General features: G+C 67.4%; 15 protein-coding genes. 8 read left to right on the top strand and 7 right to left on the bottom strand.

Features of this window, described 5'->3' with window-relative positions; translation table 11 throughout:
* Nucleotides 1-19 precede the first annotated feature (19 nt).
* From G4D77_RS29460 to G4D77_RS29450, 3 genes are all read right to left on the bottom strand, one after another.
* Nucleotides 20-589, bottom strand: coding sequence for a flavodoxin family protein (locus tag G4D77_RS29460; protein WP_046239827.1), 570 nt, complete (start codon nucleotides 587-589; stop codon nucleotides 20-22).
* Nucleotides 590-743: 154 nt separating this feature from the next.
* Nucleotides 744-1,151 (bottom strand): DoxX family protein, encoded by a 408-nt coding sequence (locus G4D77_RS29455; RefSeq protein ID WP_016447170.1) that lies wholly within the window; start codon nucleotides 1,149-1,151, stop codon nucleotides 744-746.
* A gap of 22 nt (nucleotides 1,152-1,173) precedes the next feature.
* Nucleotides 1,174-1,875 (bottom strand): pirin family protein, encoded by a 702-nt coding sequence (locus G4D77_RS29450; RefSeq protein ID WP_016447171.1) that lies wholly within the window; start codon nucleotides 1,873-1,875, stop codon nucleotides 1,174-1,176.
* A 132-nt stretch (nucleotides 1,876-2,007) separates the two neighbouring features.
* Here G4D77_RS29450 and G4D77_RS29445 point away from each other — a divergent pair, with 132 nt between their 5' ends.
* From G4D77_RS29445 to G4D77_RS29425, 5 genes are all read left to right on the top strand, one after another.
* Entirely contained in the window at nucleotides 2,008-2,946 is a 939-nt protein-coding gene (locus G4D77_RS29445) for a LysR family transcriptional regulator (protein ID WP_016447172.1), read from the top strand.
* 134 nt (nucleotides 2,947-3,080) lie between these two features.
* Nucleotides 3,081-4,208 carry an NAD(P)/FAD-dependent oxidoreductase gene (locus G4D77_RS29440; RefSeq protein ID WP_154834187.1) on the top strand — a complete coding sequence of 376 codons (1,128 nt, stop codon included), beginning with the start codon at nucleotides 3,081-3,083 and terminating at the stop codon, nucleotides 4,206-4,208.
* A gap of 66 nt (nucleotides 4,209-4,274) precedes the next feature.
* A complete protein-coding gene (gene gluQRS / locus G4D77_RS29435) occupies nucleotides 4,275-5,213 on the top strand; it encodes a tRNA glutamyl-Q(34) synthetase GluQRS (RefSeq protein WP_016451659.1) in 939 nt (312 codons plus the stop codon).
* A 64-nt stretch (nucleotides 5,214-5,277) separates the two neighbouring features.
* Complete coding sequence (gene trmB / locus G4D77_RS29430; RefSeq protein WP_197065211.1) at nucleotides 5,278-6,033, top strand: tRNA (guanosine(46)-N7)-methyltransferase TrmB; 756 nt, start codon at nucleotides 5,278-5,280, stop codon at nucleotides 6,031-6,033.
* A 34-nt stretch (nucleotides 6,034-6,067) separates the two neighbouring features.
* Nucleotides 6,068-7,090 carry a GGDEF domain-containing protein gene (locus tag G4D77_RS29425; protein WP_016447176.1) on the top strand — a complete coding sequence of 341 codons (1,023 nt, stop codon included), beginning with the start codon at nucleotides 6,068-6,070 and terminating at the stop codon, nucleotides 7,088-7,090.
* 31 nt (nucleotides 7,091-7,121) lie between these two features.
* Here the strand turns inward: G4D77_RS29425 and G4D77_RS29420 are convergent, their stop codons facing one another.
* The 3 genes from G4D77_RS29420 to alaS all read right to left on the bottom strand — a co-directional run bounded on the left by G4D77_RS29420 (nucleotide 7,122) and on the right by alaS (nucleotide 12,180).
* Nucleotides 7,122-8,372 (bottom strand): GGDEF domain-containing protein, encoded by a 1,251-nt coding sequence (locus G4D77_RS29420; protein WP_154834186.1) that lies wholly within the window; start codon nucleotides 8,370-8,372, stop codon nucleotides 7,122-7,124.
* Between the two features lie 9 nt (nucleotides 8,373-8,381).
* Nucleotides 8,382-9,464 carry an ABC transporter substrate-binding protein gene (locus G4D77_RS29415; RefSeq protein WP_016447178.1) on the bottom strand — a complete coding sequence of 361 codons (1,083 nt, stop codon included), beginning with the start codon at nucleotides 9,462-9,464 and terminating at the stop codon, nucleotides 8,382-8,384.
* Between the two features lie 91 nt (nucleotides 9,465-9,555).
* A complete protein-coding gene (gene alaS / locus G4D77_RS29410; RefSeq protein ID WP_016447179.1) occupies nucleotides 9,556-12,180 on the bottom strand; it encodes an alanine--tRNA ligase in 2,625 nt (874 codons plus the stop codon).
* Nucleotides 12,181-12,348: 168 nt separating this feature from the next.
* On the opposite strand from alaS, the gene G4D77_RS29405 reads away from it, so the two are divergent.
* Complete coding sequence (locus tag G4D77_RS29405) at nucleotides 12,349-12,549, top strand: hypothetical protein (protein ID WP_128422700.1); 201 nt, start codon at nucleotides 12,349-12,351, stop codon at nucleotides 12,547-12,549.
* Nucleotides 12,550-12,615: 66 nt separating this feature from the next.
* Complete coding sequence (locus tag G4D77_RS29400; RefSeq protein ID WP_046239820.1) at nucleotides 12,616-12,915, top strand: hypothetical protein; 300 nt, start codon at nucleotides 12,616-12,618, stop codon at nucleotides 12,913-12,915.
* Nucleotides 12,916-13,056: 141 nt separating this feature from the next.
* On the opposite strand, the gene G4D77_RS29395 is transcribed toward G4D77_RS29400, so the two are convergent.
* On the bottom strand, nucleotides 13,057-14,394 hold the full coding sequence (locus G4D77_RS29395; protein WP_016447181.1) for an MFS transporter: 1,338 nt from the start codon (nucleotides 14,392-14,394) through the stop codon (nucleotides 13,057-13,059).
* 297 nt (nucleotides 14,395-14,691) lie between these two features.
* Between G4D77_RS29395 and cyoA the strand changes: the two genes are divergently transcribed.
* Nucleotides 14,692-15,738 (top strand): ubiquinol oxidase subunit II, encoded by a 1,047-nt coding sequence (cyoA, locus tag G4D77_RS29390; protein ID WP_016447182.1) that lies wholly within the window; start codon nucleotides 14,692-14,694, stop codon nucleotides 15,736-15,738.
* The last annotated feature ends 26 nt before the right edge of the window (nucleotides 15,739-15,764 follow it).

The following is a 15,764-nucleotide window of genomic DNA, read 5'->3' as shown; positions in this document are numbered from 1 at the left end:
GTTCAGTGGAGCCGGCCGATCAAGCCGCGCCGGCCTGGCGCACCAGCCGCAGCGCCTGCTGCGCCACGCGCTCGCCGAACAGGCGCGCGGTCTCCAGGTCGCCCGGCAGCATCTCGGCGGCCGAGGCATCCGAGGCCGATTGCGCCATGGCGCCGCTGAAGGCGCCTATCCAGTTGAGGTCGTTGCGCTGCGCGGCGCGCGCGTTGGACGGCAGCATGCCGCTGCCCACCCACAGCCCGCCGTGCTGCATGGCCAGCTGGAACAGATAGTCCAGCGTGGTCTGCTTGTTGCCGTTGACGCTGGCACTGTTGGTGAAGCCGGCGAACAGCTTGTCCTTCCAGGCCTGTACGAACCACGGCTTGGACGAGGCATCGGCAAAGCGCTTGAACTGCCAGCTGGGCCCGCCCATGTAGGTGGGCGAGCCGAAGATGATGGCATCTGCCGCCGCCAGCAGCTCCCAGCCGCCGGCAGGCAGCTGGCCGTCGCTGTCTATGGCCAGCATGCGCGCACCCGCGCCATCGGCCACGGCCTGGGCCATGCGCTGGGTGTGCCCGTAACCCGAGTGGTAGACCACCACGATATCTGCCATACAAGAAATCCTCGGGCGCCGGCCACGGCTCCAGGCCGGCAGGCGCCACATTCATCGATCATCCACGCCAAAAGGCCCCACAGCGCTGCTGCGGGGCCCACTCAGGCCGGTAGCCTAACAAAAATAAAGGAGCTGGCGGCAGTGCGCGGGCCACTCAATGGCGCCGTGCATCCACACTCCAGCCACCGGCGCCATGGGCGGCAAAGCCCAGCAGGCCGCCCGTGACGGCGATGTTCTTCCAGAACAGCAGCTGCTGCATCATGGCCGCGTCAGCCGGCACGCTCCAGTAGGCATGGAAGAAGAAGCTGGCCACCAGCGTGAAGAAGGCCAGCGCCAGGGCCGCCCAGCGCGTGCACCAGCCCAGCAGCAGGGCCAGCCCGCCGACGATCTCCACCACCAGGGCCACGGCCACGCCGATCTGCGGCATGGGCATGCCCACCGAGGCCGCATAGCCCACCGTGCCGGCGAAGCCTCCGATTTTCTGAAAGCCCGCAGGCACGAACATCAGCGCGATCAGGATGCGGCCGGCCAGCGCCAGCGGGTTGCTCAGACGGTTCAGCATGATGGTTACTCCTCGTGAATGCTCAGGCTTGCAGATCGAACACCAGGACCTCGGACTGTTCCCCGTCGTGCAGGCGCAGTCGCGGTTCATTCTCCACAAGGGCCGCATCGCCCGTTGTCAGCCGTTGCCCATTGACGCTCAGCGCGCCGCGCACCAGGTGCACATAGGTTTTGCGGCCGGAGGGCAGCTCCATTTCGGCGTGCTCATCGCCGTCGAACAGGCCGGCATAGAGCCGGGCATCGGCATGGACGGTGACCGAGCCATCCGCGCCATCGGGCGAGGCCACCAGGCGCAGGCGGCCGCGCTTTTCCTCGTCGGCAAAGGCTTTCTGCGCATAGCCGGGCGCAATGCCCGTCTCGCTGGGCAGCAGCCAGATCTGCAGGAAATGCGTGGTCTGGCCCGGTGCGTGGTTGTGCTCGCTGTGCACCACGCCCGAGCCGGCGCTCATGCGCTGCACCTCTCCCGGCGAGATGGTCTGCTCATTGCCCATGCTGTCCTTGTGCGAGAGCCGGCCTTCGAGCACGTAGCTGATGATCTCCATGTCCTTGTGGCCATGGGCGCCAAAGCCCGTGCCCGGGGCGATATGGTCTTCATTGATCACGCGCAGGTTGCCAAAGCCCATGTGGCGCGGATCGTGATAGCCCGCAAACGAGAAGCTGTGGTGCGAGCGCAGCCAGCCGTGGTCGGCATGGCCGCGTTCGCGGGATTTGCGCAGGGCGATCATGTGTATGTCCCTTTCAACTGGTCAGATCTTCAAAACTCTTGCGTCGGTGGCTCCACTGTAGAAGCCGCTGTAGCAGGCCAGGCACAGCGGGATTGATGGCATCATTCAAAGCTTTTGAATCCATAACGCCCCATGCCCAGCCCCCGCGACGTGCTCACTCCCGACAGCCTGGCCATGCTCCAGGCCATTGCCGAGGCCGGCAGCTTTGCCGCCGCCGCACGCCAGCTGGGCCTGGTGCCAAGTGCCCTGACCTACCGCGTGCGCCAGATCGAGGATGCGCTGGACGTGCTGCTGTTCGACCGCCGCTCGCGCCACGCCCAGCCCACCGAGGCCGGCCGGGAACTGCTGCGCGAAGGCACCCGGCTGCTGCATGAGATCGACACCGTGGCCCACCGCGTGCGCCGTGTGGCCACGGGCTGGGAGCCGCACCTGACCATCGTGGTGGACGGCGCCGTGGCGCGCACGCCCATGCTGGAACTGGTCGAGGCCTTCTACGCCATGCAGCCGCCCACGCGGCTGAAGCTGCGCGACGGCATCCTCACCGGCACGCTGGAGACGCTGACCTCGGGCCGCGCCGACCTGGCCATCGGCGTGGCCGTCAACTCCAGCAACGTGGCGGGCCTGCAGGCCTGCGAACTGGGCGAGCTGGACTTCGTCTTTGCCGTGGCGCCCCACCATCCGCTGGCCACGGCGCCCGAGCCCATCACCGACGCGACGCTGCTGCAGCACCGCATCATCGCCGTGGCCGATTCAGGCCTGCGCGACAGCGCCAGCATGGGCCTGCTCAGCGGCCAGGACATCTTCACCGTGGACTCCATGCAGGCCAAGATCGAGGCCCAGGTGCGCGGCATAGGCTGCGGCTTCCTGCCCCATTTCATGGCCGACGTCTATGTGCAGGCCGGCCTGCTGGTAACGCGCCAGGTCGCCCGGCCCTCGCGCAATGTGCGCATGCACTACGCATGGTCCTGCCCGCCGCAGCAGGACCCGCCGCGCGCGCTGCAGTGGTGGCTGCAGCAGCTGGAAAGCCCCGCCACGCGCCGCGCTCTCATGGAAAATCATCACCGACATTGAGCTGGCGCACGCCGCCGGGCGGTCTGTGCGGGTGTAGAGTGGTTACAGGTCCCGGCCTGCTCCGCCGCTGCGGCGAAGCAGGCCGGCAAGGACATGCTTCCCGGAATCTGCCACTGCCCGCAAAGGTCTGCTCCATGAACGCTTCCCGCGCCGCCTCCAAGTCCACGGTCAAGAAAAAGGCCACCAAGCCCCCCGAAGCCTCCAAGGCGCGCCCCAAGGCCGGCGCGCGCCGCATCGCCGTGATCGGTGCCGGCATGGCGGGCCTGGCCTGCGCCCGCACGCTGATGCAGGCCGGCCACGATGTCCATGTCTACGAACGGCTGCCCCAGGTGGGCGGGCGCATGCGCTCGGTCAACGCCGCGCATGGCGCCTTCGACATCGGCGCGCAGTATTTCACCGTGCGCGACAAGCGCTTCGAGCTGGCCCTGCAGACCGTGCCCGGCCTGTGCCGCCCCTGGAGCGTGAGCACGCTGCGCGTGCTGGATGCGCAGGGTCGCCAGTCCAGCGCCGCACCCGCACCCACCGAGGCCCATTGGGTGGCCACGCCCGACATGCAGGCCCTGCCCATGGCCTGGGCCGCGCCGCTGTGGGACGCCGACCGCCTGCATCTGGGCCAGCGCGTGACCAAGCTCGAACGCCAGCCCGGCTCGCGCGGCTGGAGCCTGCATGTGGAGACGACCGAGCCGACCACGCAGATCCGCACGGGATTCGATGAAGTGATACTCGCCCTGCCCGCGCCCCAGGCGCGCCAGCTGCTGCAGACCACGCCCCTGGCCCTGTCGCTGGTGCAGGGCATGGCGGCCGTGGAGATGGCACCCTGCTGGGCGCTGACGCTGTCCTATCCCATGGCCACCGAGGCCGGCCTGTCCACCCTGGGCCCACAGTGGAATGCAGCCCGTACCACCCATGAGCGTGCAGTCTGGGTGGCGCGCGAATCGTCCAAGCCGGGACGCTCCCAGAGCGAGCGATGGACCGTGCTGGCCAGCCCCCAATGGTCCCAGGAGCACCGCTCCGACGACGCGCCCCGCGTGCTGGCCAAGATGCAGAAGGCCTTTGGCGAGATCACGCGCATCCGCATCCCCCCCCGCCATGCCAGCGTCTATCTCTGGCCCCATGCCCAGACCCTGTCGCCGCTGGGCAGCAGCCATTTGCGCAACAAGGACGCCGGCCTGGGCCTGTGCGGCGACTGGTGCATTGGCCGCCGTGTCGAGGATGCCTTTGTCTCGGGGCTGGAGCTGGCGCTGGCCATGGTTGCGGACTGAGCCGAGGCAGTGTCCGGCTCCCAGGTCATGGCAAGGGGCGGCGCGAGGCTTTAACATCCGGCCCCGATGATTTGCGCCGTCCCTCAGTCCCCCGATCCCGGCATTGCCACCGCGGCCTCCCCCTATGTGGGCCGCTTTGCGCCCTCGCCCACGGGCCTGCTGCACGCAGGCTCCCTGGTGGCAGCGCTGGCCAGCTGGCTGGATGCCCGGGCCCACGGCGGGCGCTGGCTGGTGCGCATCGAGGACATAGATCCCCCGCGCTGCCAGCCCGGTGCCGACATGGCCATCCTGGGCCAGCTCGCCGCCTGCGGCCTGCTGCCCGACGAGGAGCCGGTCTGGCAATCCCGCCGCGGCGCCCTCTACGAGGCCGCTGTGGAGCAGCTCAAGGCCAGCGGCCTGGCCTATCCCTGCGGCTGCACGCGCAAGGACATCGAGGCCGCCTGGGACCGCCTGGGCTGGATCCATGAACGCCATGTGGAGCGCCCCTACCCCGGCACCTGCCGCGACGGCCTGCATGGCAAGAGCCCCCGCGCCTGGCGCTTTGCGCTGGACCACTTTGCCGGCCACCACCCCGTGCTGCGCTGGCAGGACCGCCGCATGGGCGCCCAGCAACAGGACGTGATCCACAGCGTCGGCGACTTCGTGCTGCGCCGGGCCGATGGCCTGTGGGCCTATCAGCTGGCCGTGGTCGTCGATGACGGCCTGCAGGGCGTCACCCATGTGGTGCGCGGCGCCGACCTCGCCGACAATACGCCCCGCCAGATGCTGCTGCAGCGCGCCCTGGGCCTGCCCGCCCCGCAGTACCTGCATACGCCGCTGGTGCTCATGCCTGACGGCGAGAAACTTTCCAAGCAGCACGGCGCCCCCGCCCTGGACCTGAGCGTCCCCCTGGCCACGCTTCGCACCGCCGCCACCCACCTGGGCCTGCCCCAGCCTTCTCCACAGACCGCATTGGGCGAAGCGCTGCAGTTCTGGGTACGGAGCTGGCGCCATACATACAATTGAGCCCGTGAACCCAATTCCTTCCTCCCACGCCGAGCAGTCCATGGACGGCGACATCCCGAACACCATGCCCGCTGCCTCCGGCACGCCGCATGATTGCCCTTCACCCTCCACGCCTGCGGCCGCGCGTACCGGCCAGCCGCCCGAGGGCGTGGCCCATCCCAAGACCATCAAGAGCTATGTGCGCCGCGCCGGCCGCACCACGACCGGCCAGGCCAAGGCCTTCGAGGAACTGGGCCCGCGCTTCGTGCTCAACTACCAGGCCGCGCCGCTGGACGCAGCAGCCACCTATGGCCGCCAGGGCCGGCTGATCCTGGAGATCGGCTTCGGCATGGGCGAGGCCACGGCACACATTGCGCGCGTGCGCCCCGACGACAACTTCCTTTGCTGCGAGGTGCACGAGCCTGGCGTGGGCGCCCTGCTCAAGCGCATTGGAGAGCAGGACATCACCAACATCCGCATCCTGCAGCACGACGCCGTCGAAGTCATAGACAACATGCTGCCCGAGGCCAGCCTCGACGGCGTGCACATCTTCTTTCCCGATCCCTGGCACAAGAAGAAGCACAACAAGCGCCGCCTGATCCAGGAGCCGCTGGTGGCCAAGCTGGCACGCCGGCTGCGCCCCGGTGGCTACATCCACTGCGCCACCGACTGGGAACCCTACGCAGTGCAGATGCTGGAAGTGCTGGGCGCCGAGCCCCTGCTGGCCAACACGGCACAAGGCTATGCCGCCAAGCCCGACTACCGGCCGCTGACCAAGTTCGAGAACCGCGGCATCCGCCTGGGCCACGGCGTATGGGATCTGGTGTTTGAGCGCCGCTGAGCCGGTCGCGCCCTCCTCCAAGACAAGGCCTCGCATGCAGCCATTGCTACAGAATCTGGTCGAGATGACGGCCCACCGGGACCATCTGCGATTGGAAATCTCGGTGCTGTCCACCTTGTTCAAGCTCAACGGCGTGGTGCAGGTGCGGGCGCTGGAGCTGTTCGCCATGCCTGACGGCAGGCACTGCGTGCGTGCGCGCACCTGGAGCCAGGGCGATGAGGTCATGTCCACCGATGCCGAGGCCCTGTACGACCCGCAGAGCGTGGAGCTGTCCTCCATGCCCTCGCTGCAGCAGGCCCTGCAGCAGCGCGCCCTGGTCGCCTCGGCCGTGCAGCCCGATGGCCGCCATGTGCTGTGGCTGCCGCTGTGGCGCCAGGAGACGGCCTACCACTGCCTGGAGATTGCCCAGTCCACGGCCTTCTCGCCCAGCCGGCTGGATGTGATCCAGGGCATCTTCGGCGTCTATCACAACTACCAGAGCCTGCTGGACTACAGCGAGCGCGATGCGCTGACCGGCCTGCTCAACCGCAAGACCTTCGACGAGCAGTTCCTGCGCCTGTCTCTGCAGGAGCCGCCGGCAGCCATGCCTGGCGTGGCCACGCAAGATGTTCCGGGCCAGTGGCTGGCCGCCATCGACATCGACCATTTCAAGCGCATCAACGACCGCTTCGGCCATCTGTATGGCGACGAGGTGCTGATCCTGGTGGCCAACATCCTGCGCAGCTGCTTCGATGCCAAGGACCGCGTATTCCGCTTCGGCGGAGAGGAGTTCGTGGTGCTGCTGCGCTCGGTCAGCCTGGCCAATGCGCGCAAGGCGCTGGAGCGCCTGCGCCACGATGTGGAGAGCTACGAGTTTCCCCAGGTCGGCCGCATCACCGTGAGCGCGGGATTTGCCGCCATGGGCACCGGCGCGCCGGTGGAGGTTCTGGGGCATGCCGACCAGGCGCTCTACCACGCCAAGGAACATGGCCGCAACCAGACCTGGTACTACGGCGACCTGATCACCCAGGGATTGCTGGCACCCCAGGTGAACAGCAACGACATCGAACTGTTCTGAGCCCGACCTGAGGCCAGGCCGGTCAGGCCGGTCAGGCCGGGTCGGCCACGCGCACGCAGTCGCGCCCGGCGTGCTTAGCCTCGTAGAGCATGGCATCGGCACGCTGCAGCAGTTGCTGCACGCCCTCGCCGCCACGCAATTGGGCCACGCCAAAGCTGGCCGTCAGCATCAGATCCAGCCCGTGGACATGCACGGGCGTGGTGCGCACGGTCTCGCGCAGTTGACCGGCCAGTGCCCCGGCCCGGGCCGCAGCGACACCTGGGATCACGATCAGGAACTCCTCCCCGCCGTAGCGCGCCATCCAGTGCGCCGACGAATCCAGCTCCAGCGCACGCTGGCAGCGCAGCGCCACCTCGCGCAGCGCGGCGTCGCCAGCGGCATGGCCGTGCCTGTCGTTCACCCGCTTGAAGTGGTCCACGTCCACGAACATCACGCTCAGCGCCGCGCCCCGGTCCCGGCTCTGGACGACCTCGGTCGCCAGGCGCTCGTCCATGGCGCGCCGGTTGAGGCAGCCGGTCAGCGCGTCGGTCAGCGACATGCGCTTGACCTCTTCCACCAGCTCCTGCAGTTGCCCGGTGCGCTGGGCCACCAGCAGGTCCAGATGCTCGATGTGGCCGCGCAGGTCATGCTGCAGCTGGGCAAAGCCCTGCACCACCAGATCGATCTCGTCGTGCTGGCCGCGCCGGGTCCGCTCCAGCACCAGTGGCCGCGACAGCTCGTTGGGCTTGAGGCTGGCCGCAAAGCTTGCAATCTGCTGCAGCGGCTGGCGAAGTTCGCGGCGCATCACCCAAGCCACCATCAGGCAGACCAGGGCCGTGAACAGCGCGTAGCCCAGCAGCACGCGCAGCGTGGAGTCGCGCAGCACCTCCAGGTAGTGGCCCCGGTTTTCCCAGACCTGCAACTCGCCCAGCGGCAAGCTGGACTGGCTGTGCCTGGGCGCCGCAATGGCCATGGACACGGCGGGGGCCTGGCCATCCCTGGGCTCGCCGGCCTCGTACATCTCGCCCGTGGAGGTGACGCGCAGCTGCACATGGCCGACCAGGGGCAGCCGGCCCAGCCACTGCACCTGCTCGTGCACCAGGGCAGGCTCTATATCCCACAGCGCGGCCGACAGCGAGATCATGCTGTTGGTCACCACCGTCTCCATGGAACGGCGAAACTCCTGCTGCCCCTTGCGGTACTCCCACCAGGCGTGGGCACCGCCGAACACCAGCATGCAGGCCACGGCCAGCAGCATGATGCGCACAATCAGCAAGGAGGCGATCGAACGGAAGCGGGGCATGGAAGGCGCTCAGCGCAGCAGGTGCTTCAACTCGAATCCGTAGCGCCGCAGCCGGGGATTGAGGTGCTTGCTGTAGCTGCGAAAGTCCAGCGGAGCCAGGGGCGCGCTGATCCTGTGCTCGTAGCGGTCGATCTGGGACTTGTCTAGCAAGGCGAACATGGGCCGCACCTGCTCCAGCCCTTCGGTGGCGAAATCGCTGCCGTGCGCATGGTCGTACAGCATGACCAGGGCCCAGGCGCCCGTGAGGAAATGGCCGCCCGCCAATGCGCTCAGCTCGCCCGTGCGCAGCGCCGTCATGGCGGCGGCCGATGAATTGATGGCACTGAAGAAGGCATCGTGCCCGGGCGCTCCCCCGCGCGCGCGCCAGGCCTGCATGGCGCCAAAGGCCATTTCGTCGTTGCCGGCCCACACCAGGCGCACTTCGGGATAGCGCTGGAACAGCACGGCCGCCTGCTGCTCGGCGCGTTCGCGGCGCCATTCGCCAAAGACTTCCTGCTGCAGCACCACGTCGCCGGCCTCGGCCGCTGCGCGGCGCATGCCGGCATTGCGCTCCACCGACGAGGGCGTGGAGCGGTCGCCGGCAATGGCCACCATGTGCAGCCGGCCATCGGCCGCACGCGCGTGGCCCGACGCCCGCGCGGCGGCGAACAAGGCCTTGGCCGTGAGGTAGCCGGCCTCTTCGGCGCCCGGCTCCAGGCTGCCCAGCCAGTGGCGATAGCGCTCCCGCGCCACGCCGGTCTGGCCACGCAATGTCTCGGGCACGCCACTGAAGGCCATGAAGCTGTCTATGCCTGCCGCCTCCAGCGTGCGCAGGATTTCGGGCGCCACGCTGTAGTCGTTGGTGAACATCACGTAGCGGGGCCGCTGCGCCTTGGGCAGGGCCGCGATCTGCCGCGCGATCTCGATGGGGCGCAGGTGGTCGCGCTGCGCATAGCGCACCTGCAGCTGCATGCCCAGGCTGCTGGCCGCGTCCTGCATGGCCTCGCTGACCGTGGTCCAGTAGCGCTCGTCGGACCGGCCGGGGTTGATGAAGACCACGCTTTGCGCGGCGGCAGCGGCCGATTGCGCCACCACGCCCATCACGCACGCCATGCGCAGCGCCCACGGCAAGACGCCCCGGTGGAGGAATCCACCGGGGCGTCCCGAAGCGGGAGCAGCAGCAATCATCTGCCGCGCAGCTGGATCAGGCGCGCTCTGCCACCCAGGCCTGCACGGCGGCCAGCGCGGCCGGCAGGCCCGCTGCATCCGTGCCACCGGCCATGGCCATGTCGGGCTTGCCGCCGCCCTTGCCGCCGACCTGGCTGGCTACGAAGTTCACCAGCTCGCCAGCCTTGATGCGCGAGGTCTCGGCCTTGGTCACGCCGGCAGCCAGCTGCACCTTGTCGCCATCGACCGCCGCCAGCACGATGGCGGCGGCGCCCAGCTTGTCCTTGAGCTTGTCCATGGTCTCGCGCAGGGTCTTGGCATCGGCGCCTTCCAGTCTGGCGGCCAGCACCTTGATGCCCTTGACGTCGACGGCCTGACCGGCCAGTTCGTCGCCCTGGCTGGAAGCGAGCTTGCCCTTGAGCGCAGCCACTTCCTTCTCCAGCGCACGGATCTGCTCCAGCGCGCCGCCGATGCGGGTGTTCAGCTCGGCCGTCGGCGCCTTCAGCGCAGCGGCCGCCTGGTCCACCGTGGATTCCAGCGATTGCAGGTAGGCCAGCGCGTTCTCGCCGGTCACCGCCTCGATGCGGCGCACGCCAGCGGCCACGCCGCCTTCGCCCACCACCTTGAACAGGCCGATGTCGCCTGTGCGCTGCACGTGGGTGCCGCCGCACAGCTCGCGGCTGGTGCCGATGTCCAGCACGCGCACGGAGTCGCCGTACTTCTCGCCGAACAGCATCATGGCGCCCGTGGCCTTGGCCGATTCGATGTCCATCACCCGCGCGTCGGTGGGCGTGTTGGCCAGGATCTCGGCGTTCACGCGGCGCTCGATCTCGCGGATCTCGGCAGCGGTCACGGCCTGGTTGTGGGCAAAGTCGAAGCGCGTGCGCTCGGCGTTGACCAGCGAGCCCTTTTGCTGCACGTGGTCGCCCAGCACTTCGCGCAGGGCCTTGTGCATGATGTGCGTGACCGAGTGGTTGCGCATGGTGGCGGCACGCAGCTGCGTGTCCACCTCGGCCTGCACGGCATCACCTACCTTCAGGCTGCCGGACTCCAGCACGCCGTGGTGGCCGAACACATCGGCCTTGATCTTGAGCGTGTCCTCGACCGCGAAGCGCGCGCCTGCGGTGCTGATCACGCCCTGGTCGCCCACCTGGCCGCCGGACTCGGCGTAGAAGGGTGTGGTGTCGAGCACGACCACGCCGCTCTGGCCGGCCTTGAGTTCCTGCACGGCGCTGCCTTCGGCATACAGTGCCACCACCTTGGCGGCCTCGGCCAGCTTCTGGTAGCCGGTGAAGGCATTGGCCTGGCCCGTGTACTCGAGGGCGCGGTCCATCTTGAACTTGCCAGCCGCGCGGGCCTTGTTCTTCTGTTCTTCCATGGCGGCCTGAAAGCCTGCCTCGTCCACGCCCAGGCCACGCTCGCGGCAGACGTCGTTGGTCAGGTCCAGCGGGAAGCCATAGGTGTCGTGCAGCTTGAAGGCCACGTCGCCGGGCAGCACCTTGGCGCCACCGGCCAGCGCCGCATCCAGGATTTCCATGCCGTTGGCCAGGGTCTCGAAGAAGCGTTCTTCCTCGACCTTGAGCACTTCGGTGATGCGCGCTTCCTGCTCGCGGATCTTGGGATAGGCGTCGCCCATCACGGCCACGAGGTCCTTGACCAGCTTGTGGAAGAACGGAGTCTTCTGGCCCAGCTTGTAGCCGTGGCGGATGGCGCGGCGCACGATGCGGCGCTGCACGTAGCCGCGGCCTTCGTTGGACGGGATCACGCCGTCGGCCACCAGGAAGGAGGTGGCGCGGATGTGGTCGGCAATGACCTTGAGCGACGGGGTCTCGAGGTCGGCAATGTGCGTCTCGCGCGCAGCCGCCTTGATCAGTGCCTGGAACAGGTCGATCTCGTAGTTGCTGTGCACATGCTGCAGGATGGCGGCCAGGCGCTCCAGGCCCATGCCGGTATCCACGCAGGGGGCGGGCAGCGGCTTGACGTTGCCCTGCTCGTCCATGTCGAACTGCATGAACACGTTGTTCCAGATCTCGATGAAGCGGTCGCCGTCTTCGTCAGGGCTGCCCGGAGGGCCGCCGGCCACGTGCGCGCCGTGGTCGTAGAAGATTTCCGAGCAGGGGCCGCAGGGGCCGGTGTCGGCCATCATCCAGAAGTTGTCGCTCTTGTAGCGGCCGCCCTTGTTGTCGCCGATGCGGATCACGCGCTCGGGCGGCAGGCCGATTTCCTTGGTCCAGATGTCGTAGGCCTCGTCGTCCTCGGCGTAGACCGTGGCCAGCAGGCGCTCCTTGGGCAGCTTGTAGACCTCGGTCAGCAGTTCCCAGGCCCACTTGAGCGACTCGCGCTTGAAGTAGTCGCCAAAGGACCAGTTGCCCAGCATCTCGAAGAAGGTGTGGTGGCGGGCGGTGTAGCCCACGTTTTCCAGGTCGTTGTGCTTGCCGCCTGCGCGCAGGCAGGTCTGCACCGAGGTGGCACGCGTGTAGGGGCGCTTGTCGGTACCCAGGAACACGTCCTTGAACTGGACCATGCCCGAGTTGGTGAACATCAGCGTCGGGTCGTTGCCGGGCACCAGGGGGCTCGACTCCACGATGGTGTGGCCCTTGGATGCGAAAAAGTCCAGAAAGCTCTTGCGAATGTCGGCAACGGTGAAAGTGGGTGTGCTCATGGTGTCTAGGAGTTCGGAGCGCGCACGCGGGGCGCTGTCCCTGGCGGGAGGGTGTCCCGTCGGGACCAACGCGCATTATAGGTTTGCCCCATCGTCGCGGCAGCGAGCCCTGCCTAGCCTCCATCACGCACGTGGCCGAAGAAGGCCTCTCCTCCCATCTGCCCGCCCTTGAGCACGATCTCCAGCCCGTCACTGGCCGGATCGCTGACATGCGCGCGCAACAGCGGCGCGCGACTGGCCGGACCTCGGCGCCTGCAGCTGTGGGTGGCGCCCCATCCGGGCCGCAGGGCCGACATTCTTGCGCTGGAGAAATGGCTGGTGCAGGAGATGGGGGAGATGGCTAGCACAGGCGATCTCGCCGTTCCCTGATCCCGCTCAGACTGCGCGCGATGGGCGCCCTGGATAATCGCCAGCCGGAACCACAGCAAGCACACCATGGCGCAACCACCGACACCCGAGCCTCATTCCGCCGAACCGGCCCAACCAGGCAAAAGCCGCATCGTGCCCTGGCTCATCGGCCTGCCCGTGGCCTTCTTCGCTGTGCTCATGCTGGCTGGCCAGTTGCTGTCCACGCCCGAAGGCGAGGCGCGCTGGGTGGAGCGCGAAACCATCAAGATCTGCCGCAAGGAAACCGCCAGGCCTGAGGCCGAGCGCAAGACGCAGCAGTTTGAATCGGTGCAGGACTGCGACAGGCTCGAATTCGACTTCAAGCAGCGCTACGGTGAAAACCCCTGAGGCGGAGCCGCAACGGAAAATGCCCCCACGCTCCCCTGCTTCGCAAGGTCCGCTGCCCCCCAGGGGGCCAGCTTTTTGCCTTGGGGCGGCCCGGCGACAAAAAAGGCCGGCAGAGCCGGCCTTTGGCTTGCAAGGGCCCGTTCAGTCGCGCGTCTCGATGGCCCGGTTGATGCCCAGCGCCGCCAGCGTGCACAGCGCGCCCGACAGCAGATAGATGCCCAGCGCCACCAGTCCGAAGCGCGAGGACACGCCCAGCGCCACCAGCGGGGCAAAGGCCGCGCCGACCAGCCAGGCCATGTCCGAGGACAGGGCCGCGCCCGTATAGCGATAGCGCGAGGGGAAGTTGGCCGTCACCGTGCCTGCCGCCTGCCCGTAGGACAGGCCCAGCAGGATGAAGCCGACGATGATGAACACGTTGTTGCCCGTGGTGCCGCTGCCCAGCAGCCAGGGAGCCACAAAGCTGAAGATGCCGATCAGGCAGGCCATGGTGCCCAGCGTGTTGCGCCGCCCCACCCGGTCGGCCAGCCAGCCCGAAACCATGATGGCGCCGGCTGCACAGAAGGCGCCAACGATCTGCACGCCCAGCACATGGTTCACCGACTGGTCCGAATACAGCGAGATCCAGGACAGCGGGAAGATGGTCACCAGGTGGAAGAGCGCAAAGCTGGCAAGGGCTGCAAAGGCGCCGATGACCACGTTGCGGCCCTCGTCGCGCATCAGCGGCACCACGCCCATGGGCTCCAGCTCGCGCTGCGCCAGCAGCTCGGTGTAGGACTGGCCCACCACCAGGCGCAACCGGGCAAACAGTGCCACCACGTTGATGGCAAAGGCCACGCAGAAGGGATAGCGCCAGCCCCAGCTGAGGAACTCGTCGGCATCCACATGGGCATAGATGAAGGCAAACAGGCCTGCCGCCAGCACAAAGCCCAGCGGCGCACCCAACTGCCCGATCATCGAATACCAGCCCCGCCGGTTCTGGGGCGCCGACATGGCCAGCAGCGACGGCAGTCCATCCCAGGAGCCGCCCAGTGCAATGCCCTGGCCGATGCGCAGCAGCGCCAGCACGATGATGGCGTTCACGCCCGCCTGCTGGTAGCTGGGCAGGAAAGCCATGCCCACCGTACACACGCCCAGCAGGAAGAGCGCCAGCGTCAGCTTGGTCGCCCGGCCCCAGCGCCGCTGCACGGCCATGGACAGCGCCGTGCCCAACGGCCGCGCCACGAAGGCCAGCGCGAAGATGCCGAACGACATCAACGTGCCGTCAAGCTTGGAAAGATAGGGGAACAGCAGTGCCGGGAAGACCAGCACGCAGGCGATGCCGAACACGAAGAAGTCGAAGTACTCCGAGGATCGCCCCAGGATCACGCCGACGGCGATCTCGTTGGGCGTGACATCTTCGTGGGTGTCGGCGCGGGACAGAGATTCCTTGCTTTCGTAGCTTCCGTTGGGGAAGCTTGCAGTTGTGTCGAGGCCGCTCATAGATGGATGCTCCTTGTCTCGTCTCACTGACAGCTCCGTTCTACGCCCTCGCTTGATCTGGCGCAAGGCGGTTTCACCTCGACCGGACTTGGTGTTTTTCCTGCTGCGCGCGGCCGAAAAATGCGGCCTCCGGATCGCCGGGACCTCGCTGCCTGCCCCGCCAGGTAGCAGAAAGTTCCCGGCTTCTCCTTGACGTTGGACAAAATGTCCAATGGACAAATTTATACTTCGTAATACATTTGCCCGGATCTTGTAATCCGCGTTTCTATGTAAACGCGCTCTTGTTGCGCCCCTAGCATGCTAAAAATCAAGGAACTCCGTGGGCCTGCGTGGCTCACCGCGGCCGCTTTGACAGCCAGTCTCACTGGCTGCAGCAAAGCCGTCGTGCTCAACCCGGCCGGCGATATCGCCGCGCAGCAAGGCAACCTGGTGGTCACGGCCACCTTGCTGATGCTGATCATCATCATCCCGGTGATCATCCTCACGCTGCTGTTCGCCTGGAAATACCGCCAGTCGAACACCGAGGCCCACTACGACCCCGAATGGCACCACTCCACCACGCTGGAGCTGGTGATCTGGTCCGTGCCGCTGATGATCATCATCGCGCTGGGCGCCATCACCTGGATCAGCACCCACAAGCTCGACCCCTACCGCCCGCTGGACCGCGTCTCGGCCTCCAAGCCCTTGAGCACCGATGTCAAGCCGCTGGAAGTGCAGGTCGTGGCCATGGACTGGAAGTGGCTGTTCTTCATCCCTGAAAAGGGCATCGCCACCGTCAACGAGCTGGCCGCTCCCGTGGATCGTCCCATCCACTTCAAGCTGACCGCCACCTCGACGATGAACGCCTTCTACGTGCCTGACCTGGCCGGCATGATCTATGCCATGCCCGGCATGCAGACCGAGCTGAACGCAGTGATCAACAAGACCGGTGTGTTCCACGGCCTGGCATCGCACTACAGCGGCGCCGGCTTCTCGGGCATGACGTTCAAGTTCCACGGCCTCAGCGACGAGGAATTCGAGCAGTGGGTTGCCAAGGCCAAGTCCGAAGGCAAGGCCCTGAACCGCGACACCTACCTGAATCTGGTCAAGCCCAGCGAGCGCAACCCGGTCGAGCGCTTCGCCACCGTGGACGAAGGCCTGTACGACAAGGTGCTCAACCGCTGCGTCGAGGAAGGCAAGATGTGCATGCACCACATGATGGCCATCGATGCCGCAGGCGGTGAAGCCTATCTCAAGGCCGTGGGCATGAACCTGCCCCAGGATGTGTGCACGGTGCAAAACGCCGACCGCGTCGTGGCCTTCCTGGACCAGCGCGACGGCTCGGCCGCCAGCGCACAGCAATAAGCAGATAGCGGAAGCGGACGACGGCC

The organism is Delftia sp. WY8 (assembly GCF_018437695.1).
In the GTDB taxonomy this organism is placed as follows: domain Bacteria; phylum Pseudomonadota; class Gammaproteobacteria; order Burkholderiales; family Burkholderiaceae_C; genus Comamonas; species Comamonas tsuruhatensis.
The sequence above is the reverse complement of the archived record's forward strand: the minus strand, read 5'-3'. Positions and strand labels throughout refer to the sequence as shown.